The organism is Parasphingopyxis sp., assembly GCF_052168295.1.
GTDB lineage: Bacteria > Pseudomonadota > Alphaproteobacteria > Sphingomonadales > Sphingomonadaceae > Parasphingopyxis.
Map to the genome: position 1 here is coordinate 21,305 of NZ_JBQLZN010000043.1, position 17,275 is coordinate 38,579.

Below are 17,275 nucleotides of genomic sequence, written 5' to 3' on the forward strand. Positions count from 1 at the left end.
CTGCGAAGGCAGGAGCCTAGGGCCGCAAACGCCTTCTCTGGAAGCCCTGGATTCCTGCCTCCGCAGGAATACAATTTCTAGTAGCGCCGCAACAATCCCGCCAGCGTACCCTGGATTGCGACCTGTTCCGGCGCATAGCGCTGCGGCTCATAGTTGCGGTTGGCGGGGTCGAGCCGGATCATCGAACCTTCGCGGCGGAACGTCTTGAGCGTCGCCTCGTTCTGGTCGATCAGCGCGACGACGATCTCGCCTTCGCGCGCCGTATCGGCCTTGCGGATCAACGCATAGTCGCCATCGAGAATGCCTTCTTCGACCATCGAATCCCCGGCGACTTCGAGCGCATAATGTTCGCCGCTGCCGAGAAAGGCGGCGGGCACGGAGAGACTGTCCTGGCCCTCGATCGCCTCGATCGGCTGACCGGCGGCGATCCGCCCGTGCAGCGGCAGGTCGAGCACGTCGTTGGCAGCGACCGGCATCATCTTCGGCGCGGTCGTCACGGGCGAGGATTGTACGCCCGTCTGTTCGGGCATGCGGAGGATTTCGAGCGCCCGCGCGCGATTGGGCAGGCGGCGGATGAACTCGCGCTCTTCCAGCGCGGAGATCAGCCGATGGACGCCGGATTTCGACTTGAGATCGAGCGCGTCCTTCATTTCCTCGAAGGACGGAGAAATGCCGGTTTCGGCCAGACGGTCATGGATGAACATCAGCAGCTCATGCTGTTTCTTGGTCAGCATCGCGTATCGCCTCCTGCAATTCTGTTCCGCTTAGGGAACGAACGGGGAACGTGTAGGAAACAAAAGATTCGCTGTCAAGCGAGTGGCAGGATGTCGACCGTATCGCCGGCGCGGGCTGGCGAGCTTCCGGCAGGGCGCCGGATCAGCAGTTGGGCATGAGCGAGCGCGGCGAGCGCGGCGCTGCTTTGTTGCGGCAGCACTTCGACCGCGCCTTCGCGCCAACGCCCGCGGAGAAATTCCGTCCGCACGCCGACGCCCGGCAGGTCGGCGGCGAGCCGCGCCGGCTGGAATGCGGGCAGCGGATCGCGGGCGCCGGAAAGCTGCGCGATCAGCGGTTCAAGAAACAGCTTCGCGGTTACGAATGCCGAGGCCGGGTTGCCCGGAAGACCGAGCACGACGGGGCGGCCAAGCGTGCCCGCCATCAGCGGCTTGCCCGGCTTCATCGCAATCCGCCAGAAATCGATTTCCGCGCCAGCAGCCTCCAGCGCCGGACGGACCAGATCGTGATCGCCGACCGATGCGCCGCCGATCGTAACGATCACATCGGCGTCGCGCGTCGCATCCAATGCCTTCGCCAGAGCTTCGCGCGTATCGGGAACGATGCCGATATCGTCGACGGCGACCGGCAGTCCGGCGAGCTGCGCGGCAATCATCGGTCCGTTGGAAGCCGGCAATTGCGCCGCATCTGTGGGCGTGCCGGCGGGGACGAGTTCGTCTCCGGTCGAGATCAGCGCGATACGGAGGTCGCGGCGCACGGGTAGCGTGCTATGCCCGCCGGCGATGGCCAGTGCGAGCGCGGGCGGTGTCAGTTTCGCGCCTGTCGGCAGCAATGTATCGCCCTCAGCAAAATCGCGTCCCCGCTTTCGGACGTGGGCGCCCGTCTCTGGCGGTCCCTCGCCTGCCAAGCGCAAGCGTTCGCCGTCTCGCGCAGCTTCTTCCTGGACCAACACCGTGTCCGCGCCGTCCGGCATGGCCGCCCCGGTAAAGATGCGCGCTGCTTTGCCGGGCGCCAGTGCGCGGCCGAGCGGCGCGCCCGCGGCGCTTTCGCCAACTACCGTCCACGGCCCCGGGCATTCGGCGAAACGGATCGCATAACCGTCCATGGCAGAGAGGTCGGCGGCCGGTTGGGTGCGCAGCGACGCGACATCTTCGGCGAGCCAGCGGCCGGCGGCCTCCGCTACGGGCAGGACAAGGCTATCGACCGGCGATCCGAGCGCCAACAGCCGCGCCTGCGCATCTTCGAGCGGCAGCAGGCCGGTCATTCCGCCGTCCAGTCGCCCGATCGTCCTCCGGATTTGGCGAGCAGCCGGATCTCGCCCACGGTCATCCCGCGATCGAGTACCTTGGCCATGTCGTAGACGGCGAGCAACGCGACCGAGACGGCAGTCAGCGCCTCCATTTCGACGCCGGTCTTGTGCGTCGTGCGCACCGTGGCGGTCGCCGTCACCCCGCCTTCGTCGGCTTCGAGCTCCAGCGTCACGCCGGTCAGCGGCAGCGGGTGGCAGAGCGGGATCAGGTCCGCCGTCTTCTTCGCTGCCATGATCCCGGCGATCCGGGCCGTGCCCAGCACATCGCCTTTCTTCACATTGCCGTCGCGGATCGCGGTGGCGGCCGCGGCGGACATCGTGATCCGCCCGGTCGCGGTCGCCTCGCGCGCCGTTTCCGCCTTGCCCGACACATCGACCATGCGCGCTGCGCCGGTCTCGTCGATATGCGTAAGATTAGCCATGGCCCGTCAATAGCATGCGCGTCGCGCTTTCGACATCCGCCTGCCGCATCAGCGATTCCCCGACCAGGAAGGCGCGCACGCCGCCCTCCGCCAGCCGGTCGCAATCCGCCTTGGTCGCGATGCCGCTTTCGGAAACGAGGAAATGCGTGTCGGGTACCCGCGCGGCGAGCCGTTCGGTTGTCGCGAGATCGGTCGTGAATGTCTTGAGGTCGCGATTGTTGATACCGAGCAGCGGCGATTTGAGGGTAAGAGCGCGCTCCAGTTCCGCTTCGTTATGCACTTCGACCAGCACGTCCATGTCATGCTCGATGGTGGCGGCCTCGATCTCCGCCATCGGCCCGTCGTCGAGCGCGGCGACGATGATTAGGATCGCATCGGCGCCCATAGCGTGGGCTTCCACGATCTGCCAGGGATCGACCATGAAATCCTTGCGCAGGACCGGGAGGCCGCAGGCTTTCCGTGCGGCGACCAGATAGTCGTCCGACCCCTGGAAATAGGGTTCATCGGTCAGCACGGAGAGACAGGCCGCGCCGCCCGCTTCATAGGCCTGCGCATGGGCGGGCGGATCGAAGTTCGCGCGGATCAGGCCCTTGGACGGGCTGGCCTTCTTGATTTCGGCGATCAGCGCATAGCCGGTTGCCGCCTTGGCTTTGAGCGCGTCGAGAAAACCGCGCGGGGCATCGCGATCGGCGGCATCGGCTTCGAGTGCGGACAGGGTCTTGGCGGACTTGCGGCGGGCAACCTCCTCCCGTTTGACGGCGCAGATTTCGGCGAGCGTGTCGCTCACCGGAAATCGATCCAGCGGTCGAGTAGGTCTTTCGCCACGCCATCGTCGATGGCGTTGGCCGCCTGCACCACACCATGCTCCCAGCCGCCCGCGCGGCCCGCGACGATCAGCGCGCCCGCCGCGTTCAGCAACACGGCGTTGCGATACCCACCGGTCTCGCCCTCAAACAGGCGACGCAGCGCCGCGGCGTTGAACTGCGGATCTCCGCCGCGGATCGCTTCGATGGGGAAATTGTCGAGCCCGGCATCGTCGGGCGTTACGCGGTCACCGACATCGACGCCGCCGAAACTGCCGATACGGCTCGGGCCGGATATCGAAAGCTCGTCCAGCCCTTCCTCGCCGGAAACGACCATCGCGCCTTCCGCGCCGAGTTCGCGCAGGGCCTGGGCGTAGACCGGCACATAATCGGGCCGGGCGATGCCGATAAGCTGGCGCTTGACGCCGGCGGGATTGGAGATCGGCCCCATCAGGTTGAAGATCGTGCGCTTGCCGATGCGTTTGCGGATCGGCGTGATCCGTTTCATCGCCGGGTGATGATTGGCGGCGTGCAGAAAACAGATGCCGAGCTTCGCCAAGCTGCGCTCCGCGATCTCCCCGGCATGGTCGAGATCGAGGCCGAGCGCTTCGAGCGTGTCCGATGCGCCGGCCTTGCTCGATGCGGCGCGGTTGCCATGTTTGGCGACCGGTACGCCGAGCGATGCGACGACGATCGATACGGCGGTCGAGACATTCAGCGTGTGTTGCCCGTCCCCGCCCGTGCCGCAGACATCGATCGCGCCAGCGGGAGCGTCGATCGCGATCAATCGCTCGCGCATTGCGGTGGCGGCTGCGGCGATCTCGACTGCCGTCTCGTCGCGCTCGGTCATCACGGTGAGGAAATGCTCGATATCATCCTCGCTCGGCTTGCCGTCGAGCATGTCGGCAAAGGCCTGATAGGCGGTCGCGCGGTCGAGCGGCGCGCTGGGATCGGGTAGGCTGGTCATAGGCCGCGCGTCAAAGCATGGGGCGGCGCGAAAGGCCAGATAGAAATTCTGCCCGTGCGGACAGGTGTTGCATACAGCAGAACCGATCCATGCTATTCGAAGCACTGCATTTAATGAGGGGTCTGGACAGATGAGAGTTCCGGTGTTTGCCGTTTTGGCATCCGCATTGGCGCTTGCCGCCTGTTCGGGCGGCGCTCCTGAAGAGGCCACGGAAGATGAAGAGACGCCCATCGATACCGGCGGTGTCGCGGCGACGATCGTCAGCGCCGGCGGGCCGGACGACTGCAGCTTCACATGGGACGGCGAGCCGATCTCCCCGGACGGAATTATCGGGCGCTCTGTCGTGGTGGTCGGCGATGCGATCCAGGCCAATGACGGCGTGGCCAATATGACCGAGGAGGATCTGCCGCTCATCCGCTTCGAGGCCGATGCCGACGCACCCTACCACTGCACCTCGATCGCAATCGGTACAATCCGGGCGGCCGGCTTTACCGGGGGCACGCTCCGCGCAGCCGGAACGGATCGCGAGGTCAATGTGCTGTTCGAAGTGGCCGGGTTCGAAGGCAACCCGCGGCGCACCGTCACCGCGATGGACGGAACGGGCGCGATCACCGTGACCGGACGGCCCGTCGCGCTCGCCGATCTCGGCCGGGAGATCGTCGCGACGCCGGACATGGGGTCGATCGTAGGTGCGGGCACGCTTTTCCTGCTGCCCGCAGGCGACACGCCGTTCGGCCAGGTGCTCGACGCGGCAGACACGGTGTTCCAGAATGGTGGCAGGGCGACGCTCGCTAGTTGCTACAACCCGAATTTCGACCGGCCCTTCGCTGCAGACCAGACCGGAACGCCGCTACCGGAGTGCTGAGAGTTCGGTTGGGAGGTCATATGAGGCCAATAATTGCTCTCGCTGTTCTTTGCGCAGCATGTTCCGTGCCTGAACAGAATGATGACGAGGACATTCCTCCCGATACGGGTGGGTTGGTGGTAACTATCGAAATCGCGGAGACGGACGGTGACTGCAGTTTCGCTTGGAATGGCGAAAGGCTCTCTCGATCCGAAATGTTCGATCGCGGTTATGCCATCTTGGACGCGGCGGTGGAGGCCCATCAAGGTGCGGAAAATATGCGCTATGAAGATATACCTTATTGGCGGATTTCAGCGCCCCGTGATCTTGCGTTTAACTGCGTATCCTTGGCCATCGGAACCATGAGAGAAGTCGGTTTTCCATCGGGCCAGCTCGCTATTGACGGGTCAGCGACCTCTATATTGCTCGATTTTGAGATTTTCTGGGACGAACCCATTCCCGATCCGGATTCCACCCGTCGAAATGTTATTGCCCTCGACGATGTCGGTATTGCCTATGTCCTGGGTCAGAGGACCGATGACGCTAACCTTGCAGATCGAGCGATCCAGAATCTGCGACTAGATCCCACAGCGGCATCCCTGATTCCCATTCTTACCATCGTGAATACCGGTCCCGATTACTATCTGCTGCCGTCAGCTCGCACCGAATTCGACAGGGTAGTAGAAGTTGCCGCTCTTCTCCGAGCCAATGACATCCATTTTAACCTCGTCGGTTGTTATTTGAATGATCGTGAGGCCGAATTGCTTCCGCAACATATTGGCGAACCGTTGTCTCGGTGCGGGTTAAGGCTAGGCTAGCTCTTTCGCTGGTATCCCCGCGAGCCGCATGAAATTCGCGAGCAGCGCGTGGCCATGTTCGGTGGCGATGCTTTCCGGGTGGAACTGGACGCCGTGGATCGGCAGGCTTTCGTGGCGGAAACCCATTACCGTGGCGTCCGGGCCCCGCGCATTGATCTTCAGGCAATCGGGCAGGCCGTCCTCGGGCACGATCAGCGAGTGATAGCGCGTGGCCGTGAAGGGCGAGGGGAGACCGGCGAACACGCCCGTACCGTCATGCTCGACGGGCGAGGTCTTGCCGTGCATCAATCCGCCCTGAACGACCTTGCCGCCGAAATGCTGGCCGATTGCTTGATGGCCGAGACATACGCCGAGCAAAGGCTTTTCCGCGTCCGCACAGGCGGCGACGAGATCGAGGCTGATCCCCGCTTCGTTGGGCGTGCAGGGGCCGGGCGAGATCAGGAAGGCGGCAGCGCCCGATGAGATCGCCTGTCCCGCCGAAATCGCATCGTTGCGCACGACATCGACCTCCGCACCCAGCTCGCGCAGATAATGGACGAGGTTCCAGGTGAAGCTGTCATAATTGTCGATGACGAGGATCATGCGCGCCTGCCTATCGGCTAGACGCAGCGCCGCCAAGCGCGTTGTTTGGCGGTCGCTTCCGACTTGTCGAACATCGCTGCCCTAGTTAAGCAAGGCACCAGCTATTTGCGCGTCTAGCGCCAGTTCAAAACCGATACTCTTTCAGGAGCTTGTTATGACCACCCGTTCCATCGCCATGGCCGCTGCATCGGCACTTGCCCTGGCCATATCCGCGCCGGCCCTTGCCGATCATCACGAGGGCACCGATCATCAGCACGATCATGCTGAACATCATGAGGGTCACGACCACGGCGCGCTCGACCATGACGATGCGAACCATGAACATGATCATGAGGGCCATGAGCATGACGACCACCATGCCGCGCAAGGCGGTCATGATCATGCCGAGCATCATGACGGGCACGACCACGGACCGACGGACCACGGCGATGCCGACCATGTCCATGATCACGAAGGCCATGAACATAGCGATCACCATCAGGGCCACGATCATGACGATCACCATGATGGCGACGCGCATCCGGATCATGGCGGTTCCGCCGAGATCGGCGCCTGGGGCATCGATCTCGAAGGCCGTAACCTGTCCGTCGATCCGGGCGACGATTTCTATGAATATGCGGGCGGCACCTGGATGGCGACGACCGAGATGCCGGGCGACCGCTCGCGCTACGGGTCGTTCGACATGCTGCGCGAACGTTCCGAGCAGCAGGTGCGCGCCATCCTGAACGATCTCGCCGCCGATCCCGAAGCGGCGGGCGCGACCGGCCAGATGGTCGGCGATTTCTACGGCGCGTGGATGGACGAGGAGGCAATCGAAGCGCGCGGCACGGCGCCGCTCGCGCCCTATCTGGCCCGGATCGATGCGATCGAAAATCGCGACGATCTTCTCGAGGTCTTCGGGTCCGTCGGCTACGCTTCGCCCGTCAGCGTCGGCACTTTGCCCGACCCCGCCGATCCGACCCGTTACATTGCCTTTGCCAGCCAGTCCGGCCTCGGCATGCCGAGCCGCGACTATTATCTCGACGAGGGCGAAGAATATGTCGCGTTCCGCGCCGCCTATCGCGACTATATCATACGCCTGCACGAGCTGGCGGGTATTCCCGACGGGGCCGCGAGAGCCGACCGCATCATCGCGCTCGAAACGCAGATGGCCGAAGCGCATTGGGAGCCGGCCCGCCGCCGCGATATCCAGCAGATATACAATCCGATGAACCGTGAGCAGCTCGCCGAGCTGTCACCCCAGTTCGCATGGAGCGACTGGCTGGACGGCATGGGCTTCGGCATCGTCGATACGGTCGTCGCGGCCGAGACCACGGCGATCACCGCGGCCGGCGAACTGCTCGACAGCGTGCCGCTCGATACCTGGAAGGAATATCTGACCTTCCACTTCGTCAGCGACTACGCCTCCTATCTGCCCTCCGCCTTCGACGAGGCGCGGTTCGACTTTTTCGGCCGGACGCTGCGCGATACCGAAGAGCAGCGCGAACGCTGGGAGCGCGGCGTGACGCTGGTCAACGCCAATATCGGCGAAGCGATCGGCCAGATCTATGTCGACCGCCATTATTCGGACGAAGCCCAGCGCCAGATGACCGAGCTGATCGCCAATCTGCGCGCGGCGCTGCGCGAGCGGCTCGAGAATAGCGACTGGATGGACGAGGAAACGCGTGCCGAAGCCTTCGCCAAGCTCGACGCCTTCGATCCGCGCATCGGCCATCCGGAAAGCTGGATCGACTATTCCGATCTCGAGGTGCGGCGGGACGACCTGCTCGGCAACGTAATCCGCGCGCAGCAGTTCGATTTCGACCTCGATCTGGAACGGCTGCCCGAGCCTGTGGATCGCTCGCTCTGGGCGATGAACCCGCAAACGGTGAACGCCTATTACAGCCCTTTGACGAACCAGATTACCTTTCCGGCCGCGATCCTGCAGCCGCCTTTCTTCGATCCCAATGCCGATCCCGCCGTCAATTACGGCGCAATCGGTGCGGTGATCGGGCATGAGATCGGCCACGGCTTCGACGATCAGGGCCGCCGCTTCGACGGCACCGGCCGGATCCGCGACTGGTGGAGCGAAACGACCGAACAGCAGTTCCAGGAACGCGCCGCCCGGCTCGGCGCGCAATATAGCGCCGTCGAAGTGCTGCCCGGCCTCAATCTCGACGGCGAACTCGGCATGGGCGAGAATATCGGCGACCTTGGCGGTCTCGAAATGGCCTATGCCGCCTATCAGCGCTATGTCGCGGAAAATGGCGAGCAACCTGTGCTCGACGGGCTGACCGGGGACCAGCGCTTCTTCCTTTCCTGGGCGCAGGTCTGGCGCGGGCTGATCCGCGAGAACCGGCTGCGCGAACAGGCGCTGACGGGTCCGCACAGCCCGCCCGAATATCGTACCAACAACGTCGTCCCGAATATCGACGCCTGGTATGAGGCTTTCGATGTCGGGCCGGACAATGCGATGTACATCCCGCCCGAAGACCGCGTGACAATCTGGTAAGGAGAGCGTGATGGTGGAGCTTGGGCGATGGCCGAGACGATAACCGCGAATATCGCGCATCAGCTCGGCCGCGTCGAAGCGCGCCGGAGGATCGCCGAGGGGATGGACGGCTTTGCCGATGCCATTCCCGGCGGCGCGGTAACGGAAAAGCGCTGGGAGGAGGATACGGCCTTCTTCACGATCGAAGCGTTGGGCCAGCGGCTGGCCTGCCGCCTCGACGTGATGGACGATGTCGTCGTCGCGACCTTCGAACTGCCGACGCTGCTTCAGCCGTTCGCGGGCGCAATCCGCAACAAGCTGGAGCAATACGGGCCGAAACTGCTCGAGGCGTAAGGCCGCCGCTGCGGTCAGTCCCGTTCGAACCGCGAGATCGCGCCGTCCGACCGCAGGGATTCGAGCGCGATGACGGCGCCGGCCTCATCACGGGCGAAGCGATAGCGCCGCAACGGATCGTTGGCGCGGTAGAACAGGTCTGGGGATAGCGGCACGAGCGTCCTGAGCGGCCGCCTTCCACGCTGGAGGTGCAGTCCGCTGTCGCTCTGACTGATCGTCAGCCTTCCATAGTCGCCGACCAGTTCGGCCGCATCGATATCGGTTTCGGGCACTGGGCGCAGCGCCGCGAGCGCCCATTCCCGGTCCAGCCGATAGGCGGCGTCGTCCTCCACCAGCAGCGCGGTCAACGCCGCGATCCGGGCGTTCTGCAGGGCGTCGGCATACGAACTTTCGACATCCGGACGGACGCCGCTGCCCTCCCAGTTCGTACCCGTGATCGGATTGACCGGACTGCCGGTCGAAATGAACACGGCGAAGCCGTCGCCGGCATCGAAACTCTGGCCCGGATTGGCCGCGCCATAGCTGGCCTCGCCGATGATCGTCGCGCGGTTCGCCGCCTGCAATGTATAGGGCAGGGCCTCGCCCGCCGAACCGGTCCGTCCGCTGGTCAGGATATAAAGCGGCACTTCGGTGCGCGGCGCCGGGTGGAATACCGCCGGCGCTTCACTCTCTGTCCCCGAGCGGGAATGGAATATATTGTAGATGCGCGCGTCCGGATCGGTGAACGCGCTCGCCAGATAGCCGACCATGGCCGGCGATCCCCCGCCATTTTCGCGCAGGTCGATGATTACCGCGTCGCTTTGCGATACGAGAGCCAACGCGGCGTTGGCGGCGGCCCATGCCGGATCGGCCGGATCGTCGAAATCGATATGGGCGAAGAAGGTCATCTCGATATAGCCGATATTGCCGGGGAGAATGCCGACCTCGCGGAAGCCGTAACCCGATCGGCGGATCAGGTCGCCGAACCCGTAAAGCCGCTGCCCTTCGGTCTGGTCGGCCTGCGCACCCGCATCCTCCGGCGGCGACCAGGTGACGCGGAAGTGATTGTCATATTCGGCGATCGCGGACGAGAGAAGTTCCGCGAGCCGTAGCGGCTCCTGTGCCCGGTCCCATTCGCCGCTTTCGGCCGTCATGCGCAGCGCGCTCGCAATCTCGGTCGCGCGTTCGGCATCGTAGAAATTCTCTTCGACCAGCCTGGCGACGGAGCCGGTCACGCCAACGGGGTCGAGCCGCTGTGCCGGTACCGAACCAAAGGGCAGGATCGCGAAAATGGCGGCGATCAGGATTATGCGCATGACCGTTTCTCCTCGACCCACGATTAGGGCGCGGCATGCCGGTCAGGCCATGACTATCCTATGAAGGGCTGCGCCACTACGACAAACGTCAGTTTGGATTGCGATCAGCTAGAGCAAGTCGCTCAGCAGTCGCGCGCTGTTTTCGAGGGTCTTGGTGACGAGCGAGCGCTGCGCCCAGCTTTCCTTCTCGAGCTCGGTCGCATTGTCGAAATAGCGTCGCTCGACTTCGGCCACCGCGCCCGCGACCGCCGGCCCGTAACAGACCATGCTGGCTTCCGCGTTCAGCCGGAAGGAGCGTTCGTCCATGTTGCACGAGCCGATAACCGCGATGTCCCGGTCGATACGCATATGTTTGGCGTGGACGAAGCCGCTTTCGTAGAGATGGATTTCGATTCCGGCCCGGAGCAGTTCCGCATAATAGGAGCGCTGGGCATTGCCGACGAGAACGCCGTCGGAATAGCGCGACAGCATGATGCGGACCTTTACCCCCCGGAGCGCCGCGCTGGTCAACGCCGATATGATCGCGTCGTTGGGAATGAAATAGGGTGTGACGATGACGATCTCGTCGCGCGCCAGGTTCATGGCGGCGGCGAACAGGAGGTCGATGCCGCCGATCGGATAATCGGGCCCGCTCGGCACGAACTGTGCCGGCACCTCTCCGGCGTCCAGTACCGGCGCGAACAACTGCTCTTCGTCCAGCGCCACTCCGCTTTCGAGATACCAGTCGCCGATAAAAACAGCCTGCAACTCCGCGACAGCCGCGCCCTCGACCCGGATGACGAGCTCCACATTGCGTGGCGCGCTGCGGTCCGGCTGGGCGTCGACGATATTCTGCGAACCGGTGAAGCCGATCCTGCCGTCGATCACCGCGATCTTGCGGTGATTGCGCAGATCGATGCGCGACGCGTTGCTGCGCATGCCGAGCGGCAGGATGCGATGGGCTTCGGCGCCTGCCGCATGAAGCCGGGCGAGGACCGCTTTGCCCCAGCGGAGCGAGCCGATGGCGTCGATCAGCACGCGGCACGTAACGCCGCGCCCTCTCGCGCGCTCCACCGCCTGCACGATTTTCCGGCCCGCGCCGTCATCGGCGAAGATGTAATATTGCAGATGGACGTGATGCTCGGCCTTGTCGATTTCGGCGACCAGCGCGTCGATCGACCCGTCATAATCTTCGAGCAGATCGATCCGGTTGCCTTTGACCGGTGGCAGGCCGGCCAGCCCGCTGGCGAGATCCGCGATCGCATCGAGCCGGTCGGGCAGATCGGCGCGGGCCGCGCCGGTGGCGATGCCGGCCTTGGCGACGGCGCGGCGCAGGATTTCGGGCAGTTCCTCGAACAGCTTGCGCCGCCGCTTCGGGTGTTTCGGCGATCCGATGACGAGGAACAGCAGGAGTGCAGGCAGTGGTGCGATGAAGAAGAGCAGCAGCCAGCCGCGCGCCGCGGCCGGCGAGCGGCGGAAGGGCACGAGGATCAGCGCGCCGATACGGATCACCCAGGAAATGATCGTCAGCAGATTGGCCCAGAGAAAGGCGATTGCGACGCTCATTTCCAACCCCTGTAGACCGCCTGCGGCGTCACCCTAGCAGAAGATTTGCAGAATGGCAGACTGGAAGGCGTCGCTGCGTCGCATAACGTGCGAAGACTATTGGCCGAATCCGGGTTCGTCCGCCCGCTCGATGGCCTCGCGGGCGGCGGCGAATAGCGCGCCGGCCTTGGCCTCGCATTCGCGCTGCTCGTAATCGGCGTTGCTGTCCGCAACGATGCCCGCGCCCGCCTGAATGTGCATGACGCCGTCCTTCACGACCGCCGTGCGCAAGACGATGCAGCTGTCCATGCCGCCATCGGGCGAAAAATAGCCGACGCCGCCGGCATAGGCGCCGCGCGTTTCGGGCTCGAGCTCGGCGATGATCTCGCAGGCGCGGATCTTGGGCGCGCCGGAAACCGTGCCCGCCGGGAAGCCGGCGAACAGCGCGTCGATCGCGTCATGCGCATCGTCCAGTTCGCCGGTCACGTTGGAGACGATATGCATGACATGGCTATAGAATTCGACGCCATAGCTGTCCGTGACGGTCACGGTCCCGGCTTTCGCCACGCGCCCGACATCGTTGCGGCCGAGATCCAAGAGCATCAGATGCTCGGCGCGCTCCTTCGGATCGGCGAGCAGGCTTTCGCGATTGGCCGCATCTTCGCTGGCCGTCTTGCCGCGCGGACGCGTCCCCGCGATCGGCCGGATCGTCACCTCGCCGTCGCGCGCGCGGACGAGGATTTCGGGGCTCGACCCGATCAGTGCAAAGCCGGGAAGGTCGAGGAAATAAAGAAAGGGCGAGGGGTTGATGCGCCTGAGCGCCCGATAGAGATCGACCGGGGGCAGGGGGAAGGGCTGGGTGAAGCGCTGCGCGAGAACCACCTGGAAGATATCGCCGGCCGCGATATAATCCTTCGCGGTTTCCACCATGCGTGCATAATCGGCCTTGTCGATCACCGCTTCGGGCGCGACGTCGGGTAGATCGGTGACCTTACGATGGCGGGGCAGATAGGGCGCATTGAGCCGGGCGGCGGCGGTTTCGATCCGCTCCACAGCTCGGTCCACAGACTTTTCCGCACTGTTTTCCTCGGATTCATGCCCATCCGTGCCCCGAGACGGCCAGACCGGCGCGACGAGATGCAGCTTGTCCTCGAGCCGGTCGAAGATGAGGATCAGAGTCGGCCGCACGAACAGCATGTCGGGCAGGGCGAGCGGGTTGTCGGGCGGGCGCGGCAGGTCTTCGATCAGGCCGATGGTCTCATAACCGAAATAGCCGACGAGACAGGCCAGCGATTCCGGCAGGCCTTTGGGCACGTCCATCCGGCATTCCGCGACGAGCGCCCGCAAGGCAGTTACGCTATCTGCTTCGGTGCCGACGAAAGCGTCCGGATCGCTTTCCCAATGCCGGTTGATCTCCGCGGTTGCGCCCTGCGCGCGAAAGACGAGATCGGGCGCAAGGCCGATATAGGTGTAGCGTCCCCGGACATTGCCGCCCTCGACCGACTCGAGGATGAAATCGCCGCGCCCCGGCTCGATCAGCTTCAGCGCCGCGCCGATAGGCGTGTCGAGATCGGCGAGCTGCTGGCGCCAGATCAGCGCCGGCTTACCCGACTCCAGCGCCGCGATCGCGTCGGCGCGGCTCGTCATGTCAATTGCTGCGGCCGGTAACCAGCCGCTCGGCCAGCGCTTCGATCGCCTCTTCGTTGCGCTCGATCGGATAGTCGGCGAGCACGGCGTTGACGAACTGCTCGGCATATTCGTCGGCCGTCACGCTGGCGAACTGCGCGCGCGTGGCTTCGACGATCTCCGACGTAATCGCATCGGGATCGCTCTGGATCTCGTCGAGCACCACGACATACCAGCCCTGATCGCGCGGCAGGCGGACGAGCTTGGCCGTGTTCGCGGCCATCCGGAAGAGCAGCCGGACCGGCTCGGGCACGTTGACGCCGGCCTGCGAGATTGCCTGTCGCGTTGCGCGTGCGGGCTGCGGCGCGGGCAGATCGACATCGGCCTCGGCCAGGGCTTGCGACAAAGGCATGCCGTCATTCACCTTGGCAGCGATCTCCCGTGCGATCGCACCGGCACGGCGGGCCGCGCGGTCAGCGATGAAGTCCCGGACCACGAAGCGGCGGATGCTGTCGAGCGGCTGGGGTGCGCTGCGCGCGATCTCGACTACGTCGACCATCGCAAATCGCTCGTCGACGATCACGGGCATAAGCACCGCGTCCTCATCGTCGTCGAGCGTGAAGGCGAGTTCGAGAATCGGCTGCAAATCCGCGGTCGGCCGGAAGTCGGGCTGTTGCGGTGCGAGACCGTTGGGCGATACGAGCGGCGTTGCGACGATGGTCAGACCTTTATCGTCCGCAACCTCCTCGAAGGAAGCTCCGTCTTCGATGGCATTTTCCATGTCGAGATAGAGCTGCGCGAGCGCTTCGTTCCCGAGCTGCGCCGTCAGCGTCTGGACGATTTCAGGCCGGACACTGCCCAGCGGCGTCGCGTCGCGGCTGACGACATCCGCAACGCGGATCACGTGCCAGCCAAGGCCGGAGCGGATGGGCTCCAGCAGGGCGCCTTCGCTGGCGGCAAAGGCGGCCGCGGCAATCTCCTCCGAAGTCGAGCGCTCGAAGCTCTCGCGCGTCGCACCGCTCACTTGGGTCGAGGGTAGCGTAAATCCGCGATCGACGGCTTCCCGCCCGAAGTCCGCGCCGCCCTCGACAGCCTCGTAGAAAGCGCGCGCATCGGCCCGGTCGGCGAGGATGATCTGCTGGAACGTCCGCGTCTGGCTGCCGCCATAGGTATCGCTATTCGCTTCATAATATTCGCGGATCCGCTCTTCGGTAGGCGCTGGGACTTCGACATCGTCGAGCGAGAAGATCGCATAGCGGACCGAGCGCCGCTCGGGCAGCGTGTAGCGCTGGATATTGTCGTTGTAGAAGCTCTGCAGCTCCTGCGCGCTCGGCGGATTGCCCTGCGGCACGGCGCTGGACGGGATCGAGGCGACCTGTCCGCTGCGCTCCTCCAGAAGCAGCCCCGCATATGGCCGGGCGATGGCCGCCGGCACCCGCGCGCTCGCCGCGACGGGGCCGAGCAGAATGCCGACCAGAGTCTGCCGCTCGAGATCCGTTCGCAACTCGTCTTCGCTCAACCCCTGCTGCGCGAGCACCTGGCGGAAAGTGGGTTCATCGAAGGTTCCCGTCAGTCCCTGGAACGCCGGAATCTCGGCGATCGTCGCGTCGATCAGGCGCTTGCTGATCAAAATGCCGTAGTCGCGGCCGAATGCGCTCAGCGCTTCGCCCTGCATATATTGCTCGATCGTTTCGTCGAGCCCGCCGCCTTCGACGAGCGCTGCCATATCGAGACCCGGCTGTTCCTCGCGGGCATTCTGCAACGCGCGGGTTACGAGCTGTGCGATGCGTTCGTCGCTGACTTCGACGCCGTCGACAGTGGCGACTGTATTGCCGCCGCGACCGAGAAAGCCGGTGCCGCCGCCACCGGGCGCGCTGATATCTGCCAGCGCAAAAGCCGCCGCGATCAGCGCCACAAAGGCCATCGCGAATATGAGGCCGAGTTTCGACGAGAACAGATTACGGAAAAAGCTGATCATGGGAACGGCGTCTTTATCTAAGGGACTGCGAATTGGTCCGTGCTTTACGGATGTGCTCGCGCCGCTTCAAGCATTGTTGCGCGATTGGCAGATGCCCGTCGCCCGGTTATCAGGCCGCCGACGATTCCAAGCGGAGACACCACTATCATGACGCGACGCAAACTGATTGCGGGCAACTGGAAGATGAACGGGCATATCGACCATCTGCGCGAACTGCACGGCATCGAAAAGGCCGCCAGAGCCCATCCGCAGGTCGATGTGGCAATCTGCCCGCCCGCAACGCTGATCGCGCCGGCCGTCGCGCGCGTGCCGAGTCTCGCCATAGGTGCGCAGGATTGCCACCCGGCGGACAAGGGCGCGCATACCGGCTGTCTCTCCGCGGCCATGCTCAAGGAAGCGGGCGCGCATCACGTCATCGTCGGGCATAGCGAGCGCCGGGCCGATCAGGGCGAGACCGACGAAGATGTGCGCGGCAAGGCCGAAGCCGCGCACCGCCACGGACTGACCGCCATCGTCTGTGTCGGCGAAACCGAAGCCGAGCGCGATGCCGGTGAGGCCGAAACGGTCGTTACGAGGCAGGTAGCGGGCTCGGTACCGTCTGACGCAACCGCCGAATGGCTCGTGATCGCCTATGAGCCGGTTTGGGCGATCGGCACGGGGCGTGTCCCGACGCTTGGAGACGTCGCCGCGATGCATGCGGCGATCCGCGCGAAACTGGCGGACATGATCGGCGACGAAGCGGAAGGCGTGCGTATCCTCTATGGTGGCTCGATGAACGGCGACAATGCAGCCGACCTGCTGGCCGTCGACAATGTCGATGGCGGGCTGGTCGGCGGGGCGAGCCTCAGCGCCGACAAGTTCGTGCCGATCATCGAAGCGGGCGCCGCGCGGGTCTGAACCTGCTCGCTTGAACCTTTCGGCGGAAACGCCTATTTCGCGCCAACGCTTCGGCGCGCCGTATATCGGCCGCCCAACAACATATAGAGATCCGCAATGTTCACCTTTCTCCTCGTCCTGCAGGCCGTCATCGCTGCCGTTCTCGTGACGCTCATTCTCATGCAGCGCTCCGAAGGCGGCGGGCTGGGTGTCGGCGGATCGTCCTCTGGCCTGATGACGGCGCGCGGTCAGGCGGACTTTCTCACGCGCGCGACCGCTTTCACGGCGGTCGCTTTCGTCGGCCTCAGCATCCTGCTCGCCGGTCTCGCGACCACGCGGCAAGCGGAATCGACGATCGATACGAGCCTGATCGAAGAATCGGCGCCTGCCGCGCCGGCTTCGCCCATCGGCGGTGACGCTCCTGCACCCGAATCGGTGGACAACGATATTCTGAGCAGCATCGCCGGTCAGGCCGAAGGGTCGGACGGCGAAGAGGAAGAGGCGCCGGCCCAATAGGCCGCGGGGCTTTACTCACAAAATAATCGCACCGGATGGATTCGGCGGCTTGCGCTTTGCCGCCAATCCTGCGTAAGCCTTTCCTCCCATGGCGCGGTTCATTTTTGTCACCGGCGGCGTGGTTTCCTCGCTCGGCAAGGGTCTCATGGCGGCAAGCCT

17 protein-coding genes are annotated in these 17,275 nt (G+C 64.5%); 7 read left to right on the forward strand and 10 right to left on the reverse strand.

Annotated elements, in window-relative coordinates; all coding sequences use genetic code 11:
* Nucleotides 1–77: 77 nt before the first annotated feature.
* The 5 genes from lexA to trpD form a co-directional block, all read right to left on the reverse strand.
* Nucleotides 78–734 carry a transcriptional repressor LexA gene (lexA, locus tag ACTS1Z_RS07710; RefSeq protein WP_442623867.1) on the reverse strand — a complete coding sequence of 219 codons (657 nt, stop codon included), beginning with the start codon at nt 732–734 and terminating at the stop codon, nt 78–80.
* 74 nt (nt 735–808) lie between these two features.
* Nucleotides 809–1,996, reverse strand: coding sequence for a molybdopterin molybdotransferase MoeA (locus tag ACTS1Z_RS07715; protein ID WP_442623868.1), 1,188 nt, complete (start codon nt 1,994–1,996; stop codon nt 809–811).
* On the reverse strand, nt 1,993–2,463 hold the full coding sequence (gene moaC / locus ACTS1Z_RS07720) for a cyclic pyranopterin monophosphate synthase MoaC (RefSeq protein WP_442623869.1): 471 nt from the start codon (nt 2,461–2,463) through the stop codon (nt 1,993–1,995). The genes ACTS1Z_RS07715 and moaC overlap by 4 nt, the downstream gene beginning before the upstream one ends.
* Nucleotides 2,456–3,250 (reverse strand): indole-3-glycerol phosphate synthase TrpC, encoded by a 795-nt coding sequence (gene trpC / locus ACTS1Z_RS07725; RefSeq protein WP_442623870.1) that lies wholly within the window; start codon nt 3,248–3,250, stop codon nt 2,456–2,458. Before trpC ends, moaC begins: the two co-directional genes overlap by 8 nt.
* Nucleotides 3,247–4,233, reverse strand: coding sequence for an anthranilate phosphoribosyltransferase (gene trpD / locus ACTS1Z_RS07730; RefSeq protein WP_442623871.1), 987 nt, complete (start codon nt 4,231–4,233; stop codon nt 3,247–3,249). The genes trpC and trpD overlap by 4 nt, the downstream gene beginning before the upstream one ends.
* A 142-nt stretch (nt 4,234–4,375) precedes the next feature.
* Here trpD and ACTS1Z_RS07735 point away from each other — a divergent pair, with 142 nt between their 5' ends.
* Together ACTS1Z_RS07735 and ACTS1Z_RS07740 are read left to right on the forward strand one after the other, a co-directional pair.
* Nucleotides 4,376–5,098 (forward strand): hypothetical protein, encoded by a 723-nt coding sequence (locus ACTS1Z_RS07735; protein WP_442623872.1) that lies wholly within the window; start codon nt 4,376–4,378, stop codon nt 5,096–5,098.
* Nucleotides 5,099–5,163: 65 nt separating this feature from the next.
* Nucleotides 5,164–5,895, forward strand: coding sequence for a hypothetical protein (locus tag ACTS1Z_RS07740; protein WP_442623873.1), 732 nt, complete (start codon nt 5,164–5,166; stop codon nt 5,893–5,895).
* On the opposite strand, the gene ACTS1Z_RS07745 is transcribed toward ACTS1Z_RS07740, so the two are convergent.
* Complete coding sequence (locus tag ACTS1Z_RS07745; protein ID WP_442623874.1) at nt 5,887–6,477, reverse strand: anthranilate synthase component II; 591 nt, start codon at nt 6,475–6,477, stop codon at nt 5,887–5,889. The two genes, ACTS1Z_RS07740 and ACTS1Z_RS07745, sit on opposite strands and share 9 nt — an antisense overlap.
* Before the next feature lie 154 nt (nt 6,478–6,631).
* Between ACTS1Z_RS07745 and ACTS1Z_RS07750 the strand changes: the two genes are divergently transcribed.
* The gene (locus tag ACTS1Z_RS07750) at nt 6,632–8,968 is read left to right on the forward strand and encodes a M13-type metalloendopeptidase (RefSeq protein WP_442623875.1); all 2,337 of its coding nucleotides are present in this window, start codon (nt 6,632–6,634) and stop codon (nt 8,966–8,968) included.
* A gap of 27 nt (nt 8,969–8,995) precedes the next feature.
* Complete coding sequence (locus ACTS1Z_RS07755) at nt 8,996–9,301, forward strand: polyhydroxyalkanoic acid system family protein (protein WP_442623876.1); 306 nt, start codon at nt 8,996–8,998, stop codon at nt 9,299–9,301.
* A 14-nt stretch (nt 9,302–9,315) separates the two neighbouring features.
* Here the strand turns inward: ACTS1Z_RS07755 and ACTS1Z_RS07760 are convergent, their stop codons facing one another.
* From ACTS1Z_RS07760 to ACTS1Z_RS07775, 4 genes are all read right to left on the reverse strand, one after another.
* Nucleotides 9,316–10,596: a S41 family peptidase gene (locus ACTS1Z_RS07760; protein ID WP_442623877.1), complete on the reverse strand. Its 1,281-nt coding sequence runs from the start codon at nt 10,594–10,596 to the stop codon at nt 9,316–9,318.
* Between the two features lie 108 nt (nt 10,597–10,704).
* On the reverse strand, nt 10,705–12,141 hold the full coding sequence (gene cls, locus ACTS1Z_RS07765) for a cardiolipin synthase (RefSeq protein ID WP_442623878.1): 1,437 nt from the start codon (nt 12,139–12,141) through the stop codon (nt 10,705–10,707).
* 96 nt (nt 12,142–12,237) lie between these two features.
* On the reverse strand, nt 12,238–13,767 hold the full coding sequence (trpE, locus tag ACTS1Z_RS07770; RefSeq protein WP_442623879.1) for an anthranilate synthase component I: 1,530 nt from the start codon (nt 13,765–13,767) through the stop codon (nt 12,238–12,240).
* 1 nt (nt 13,768) lies between these two features.
* Entirely contained in the window at nt 13,769–15,724 is a 1,956-nt protein-coding gene (locus tag ACTS1Z_RS07775) for a peptidyl-prolyl cis-trans isomerase (RefSeq protein WP_442623880.1), read from the reverse strand.
* Nucleotides 15,725–15,871: 147 nt separating this feature from the next.
* Here ACTS1Z_RS07775 and tpiA point away from each other — a divergent pair, with 147 nt between their 5' ends.
* The 3 genes from tpiA to ACTS1Z_RS07790 form a co-directional block, all read left to right on the forward strand.
* Entirely contained in the window at nt 15,872–16,621 is a 750-nt protein-coding gene (gene tpiA / locus ACTS1Z_RS07780; protein WP_442623881.1) for a triose-phosphate isomerase, read from the forward strand.
* Nucleotides 16,622–16,717: 96 nt separating this feature from the next.
* Nucleotides 16,718–17,116, forward strand: coding sequence for a preprotein translocase subunit SecG (gene secG, locus ACTS1Z_RS07785; protein ID WP_442623882.1), 399 nt, complete (start codon nt 16,718–16,720; stop codon nt 17,114–17,116).
* An 88-nt stretch (nt 17,117–17,204) separates the two neighbouring features.
* A partial coding sequence (locus tag ACTS1Z_RS07790; protein ID WP_442623885.1) for a hypothetical protein occupies nt 17,205–17,275 on the forward strand: 71 nt, incomplete at its 3' end.

Bases quoted from the DNA above. Each gene is read 5' to 3' on its own strand.
- trpE (WP_442623879.1), bottom strand. From the start codon at position 13,767: ATGACGAGCCGCGCCGACGCGATCGCGGCGCTGGAGTCGGGTAAGCCG.
- ACTS1Z_RS07755 (WP_442623876.1), top strand. From the start codon at position 8,996: ATGGCCGAGACGATAACCGCGAATATCGCGCATCAGCTCGGCCGCGTC.
- ACTS1Z_RS07715 (WP_442623868.1), bottom strand. From the start codon at position 1,996: ATGACCGGCCTGCTGCCGCTCGAAGATGCGCAGGCGCGGCTGTTGGCG.
- ACTS1Z_RS07750 (WP_442623875.1), top strand. From the start codon at position 6,632: ATGACCACCCGTTCCATCGCCATGGCCGCTGCATCGGCACTTGCCCTG.
- tpiA (WP_442623881.1), top strand. From the start codon at position 15,872: ATGACGCGACGCAAACTGATTGCGGGCAACTGGAAGATGAACGGGCAT.
- cls (WP_442623878.1), bottom strand. From the start codon at position 12,141: ATGAGCGTCGCAATCGCCTTTCTCTGGGCCAATCTGCTGACGATCATT.
- trpD (WP_442623871.1), bottom strand. From the start codon at position 4,233: ATGACCAGCCTACCCGATCCCAGCGCGCCGCTCGACCGCGCGACCGCC.
- moaC (WP_442623869.1), bottom strand. From the start codon at position 2,463: ATGGCTAATCTTACGCATATCGACGAGACCGGCGCAGCGCGCATGGTC.
- secG (WP_442623882.1), top strand. From the start codon at position 16,718: ATGTTCACCTTTCTCCTCGTCCTGCAGGCCGTCATCGCTGCCGTTCTC.
- lexA (WP_442623867.1), bottom strand. From the start codon at position 734: ATGCTGACCAAGAAACAGCATGAGCTGCTGATGTTCATCCATGACCGT.
- ACTS1Z_RS07775 (WP_442623880.1), bottom strand. From the start codon at position 15,724: ATGATCAGCTTTTTCCGTAATCTGTTCTCGTCGAAACTCGGCCTCATA.
- ACTS1Z_RS07745 (WP_442623874.1), bottom strand. From the start codon at position 6,477: ATGATCCTCGTCATCGACAATTATGACAGCTTCACCTGGAACCTCGTC.
- ACTS1Z_RS07760 (WP_442623877.1), bottom strand. From the start codon at position 10,596: ATGCGCATAATCCTGATCGCCGCCATTTTCGCGATCCTGCCCTTTGGT.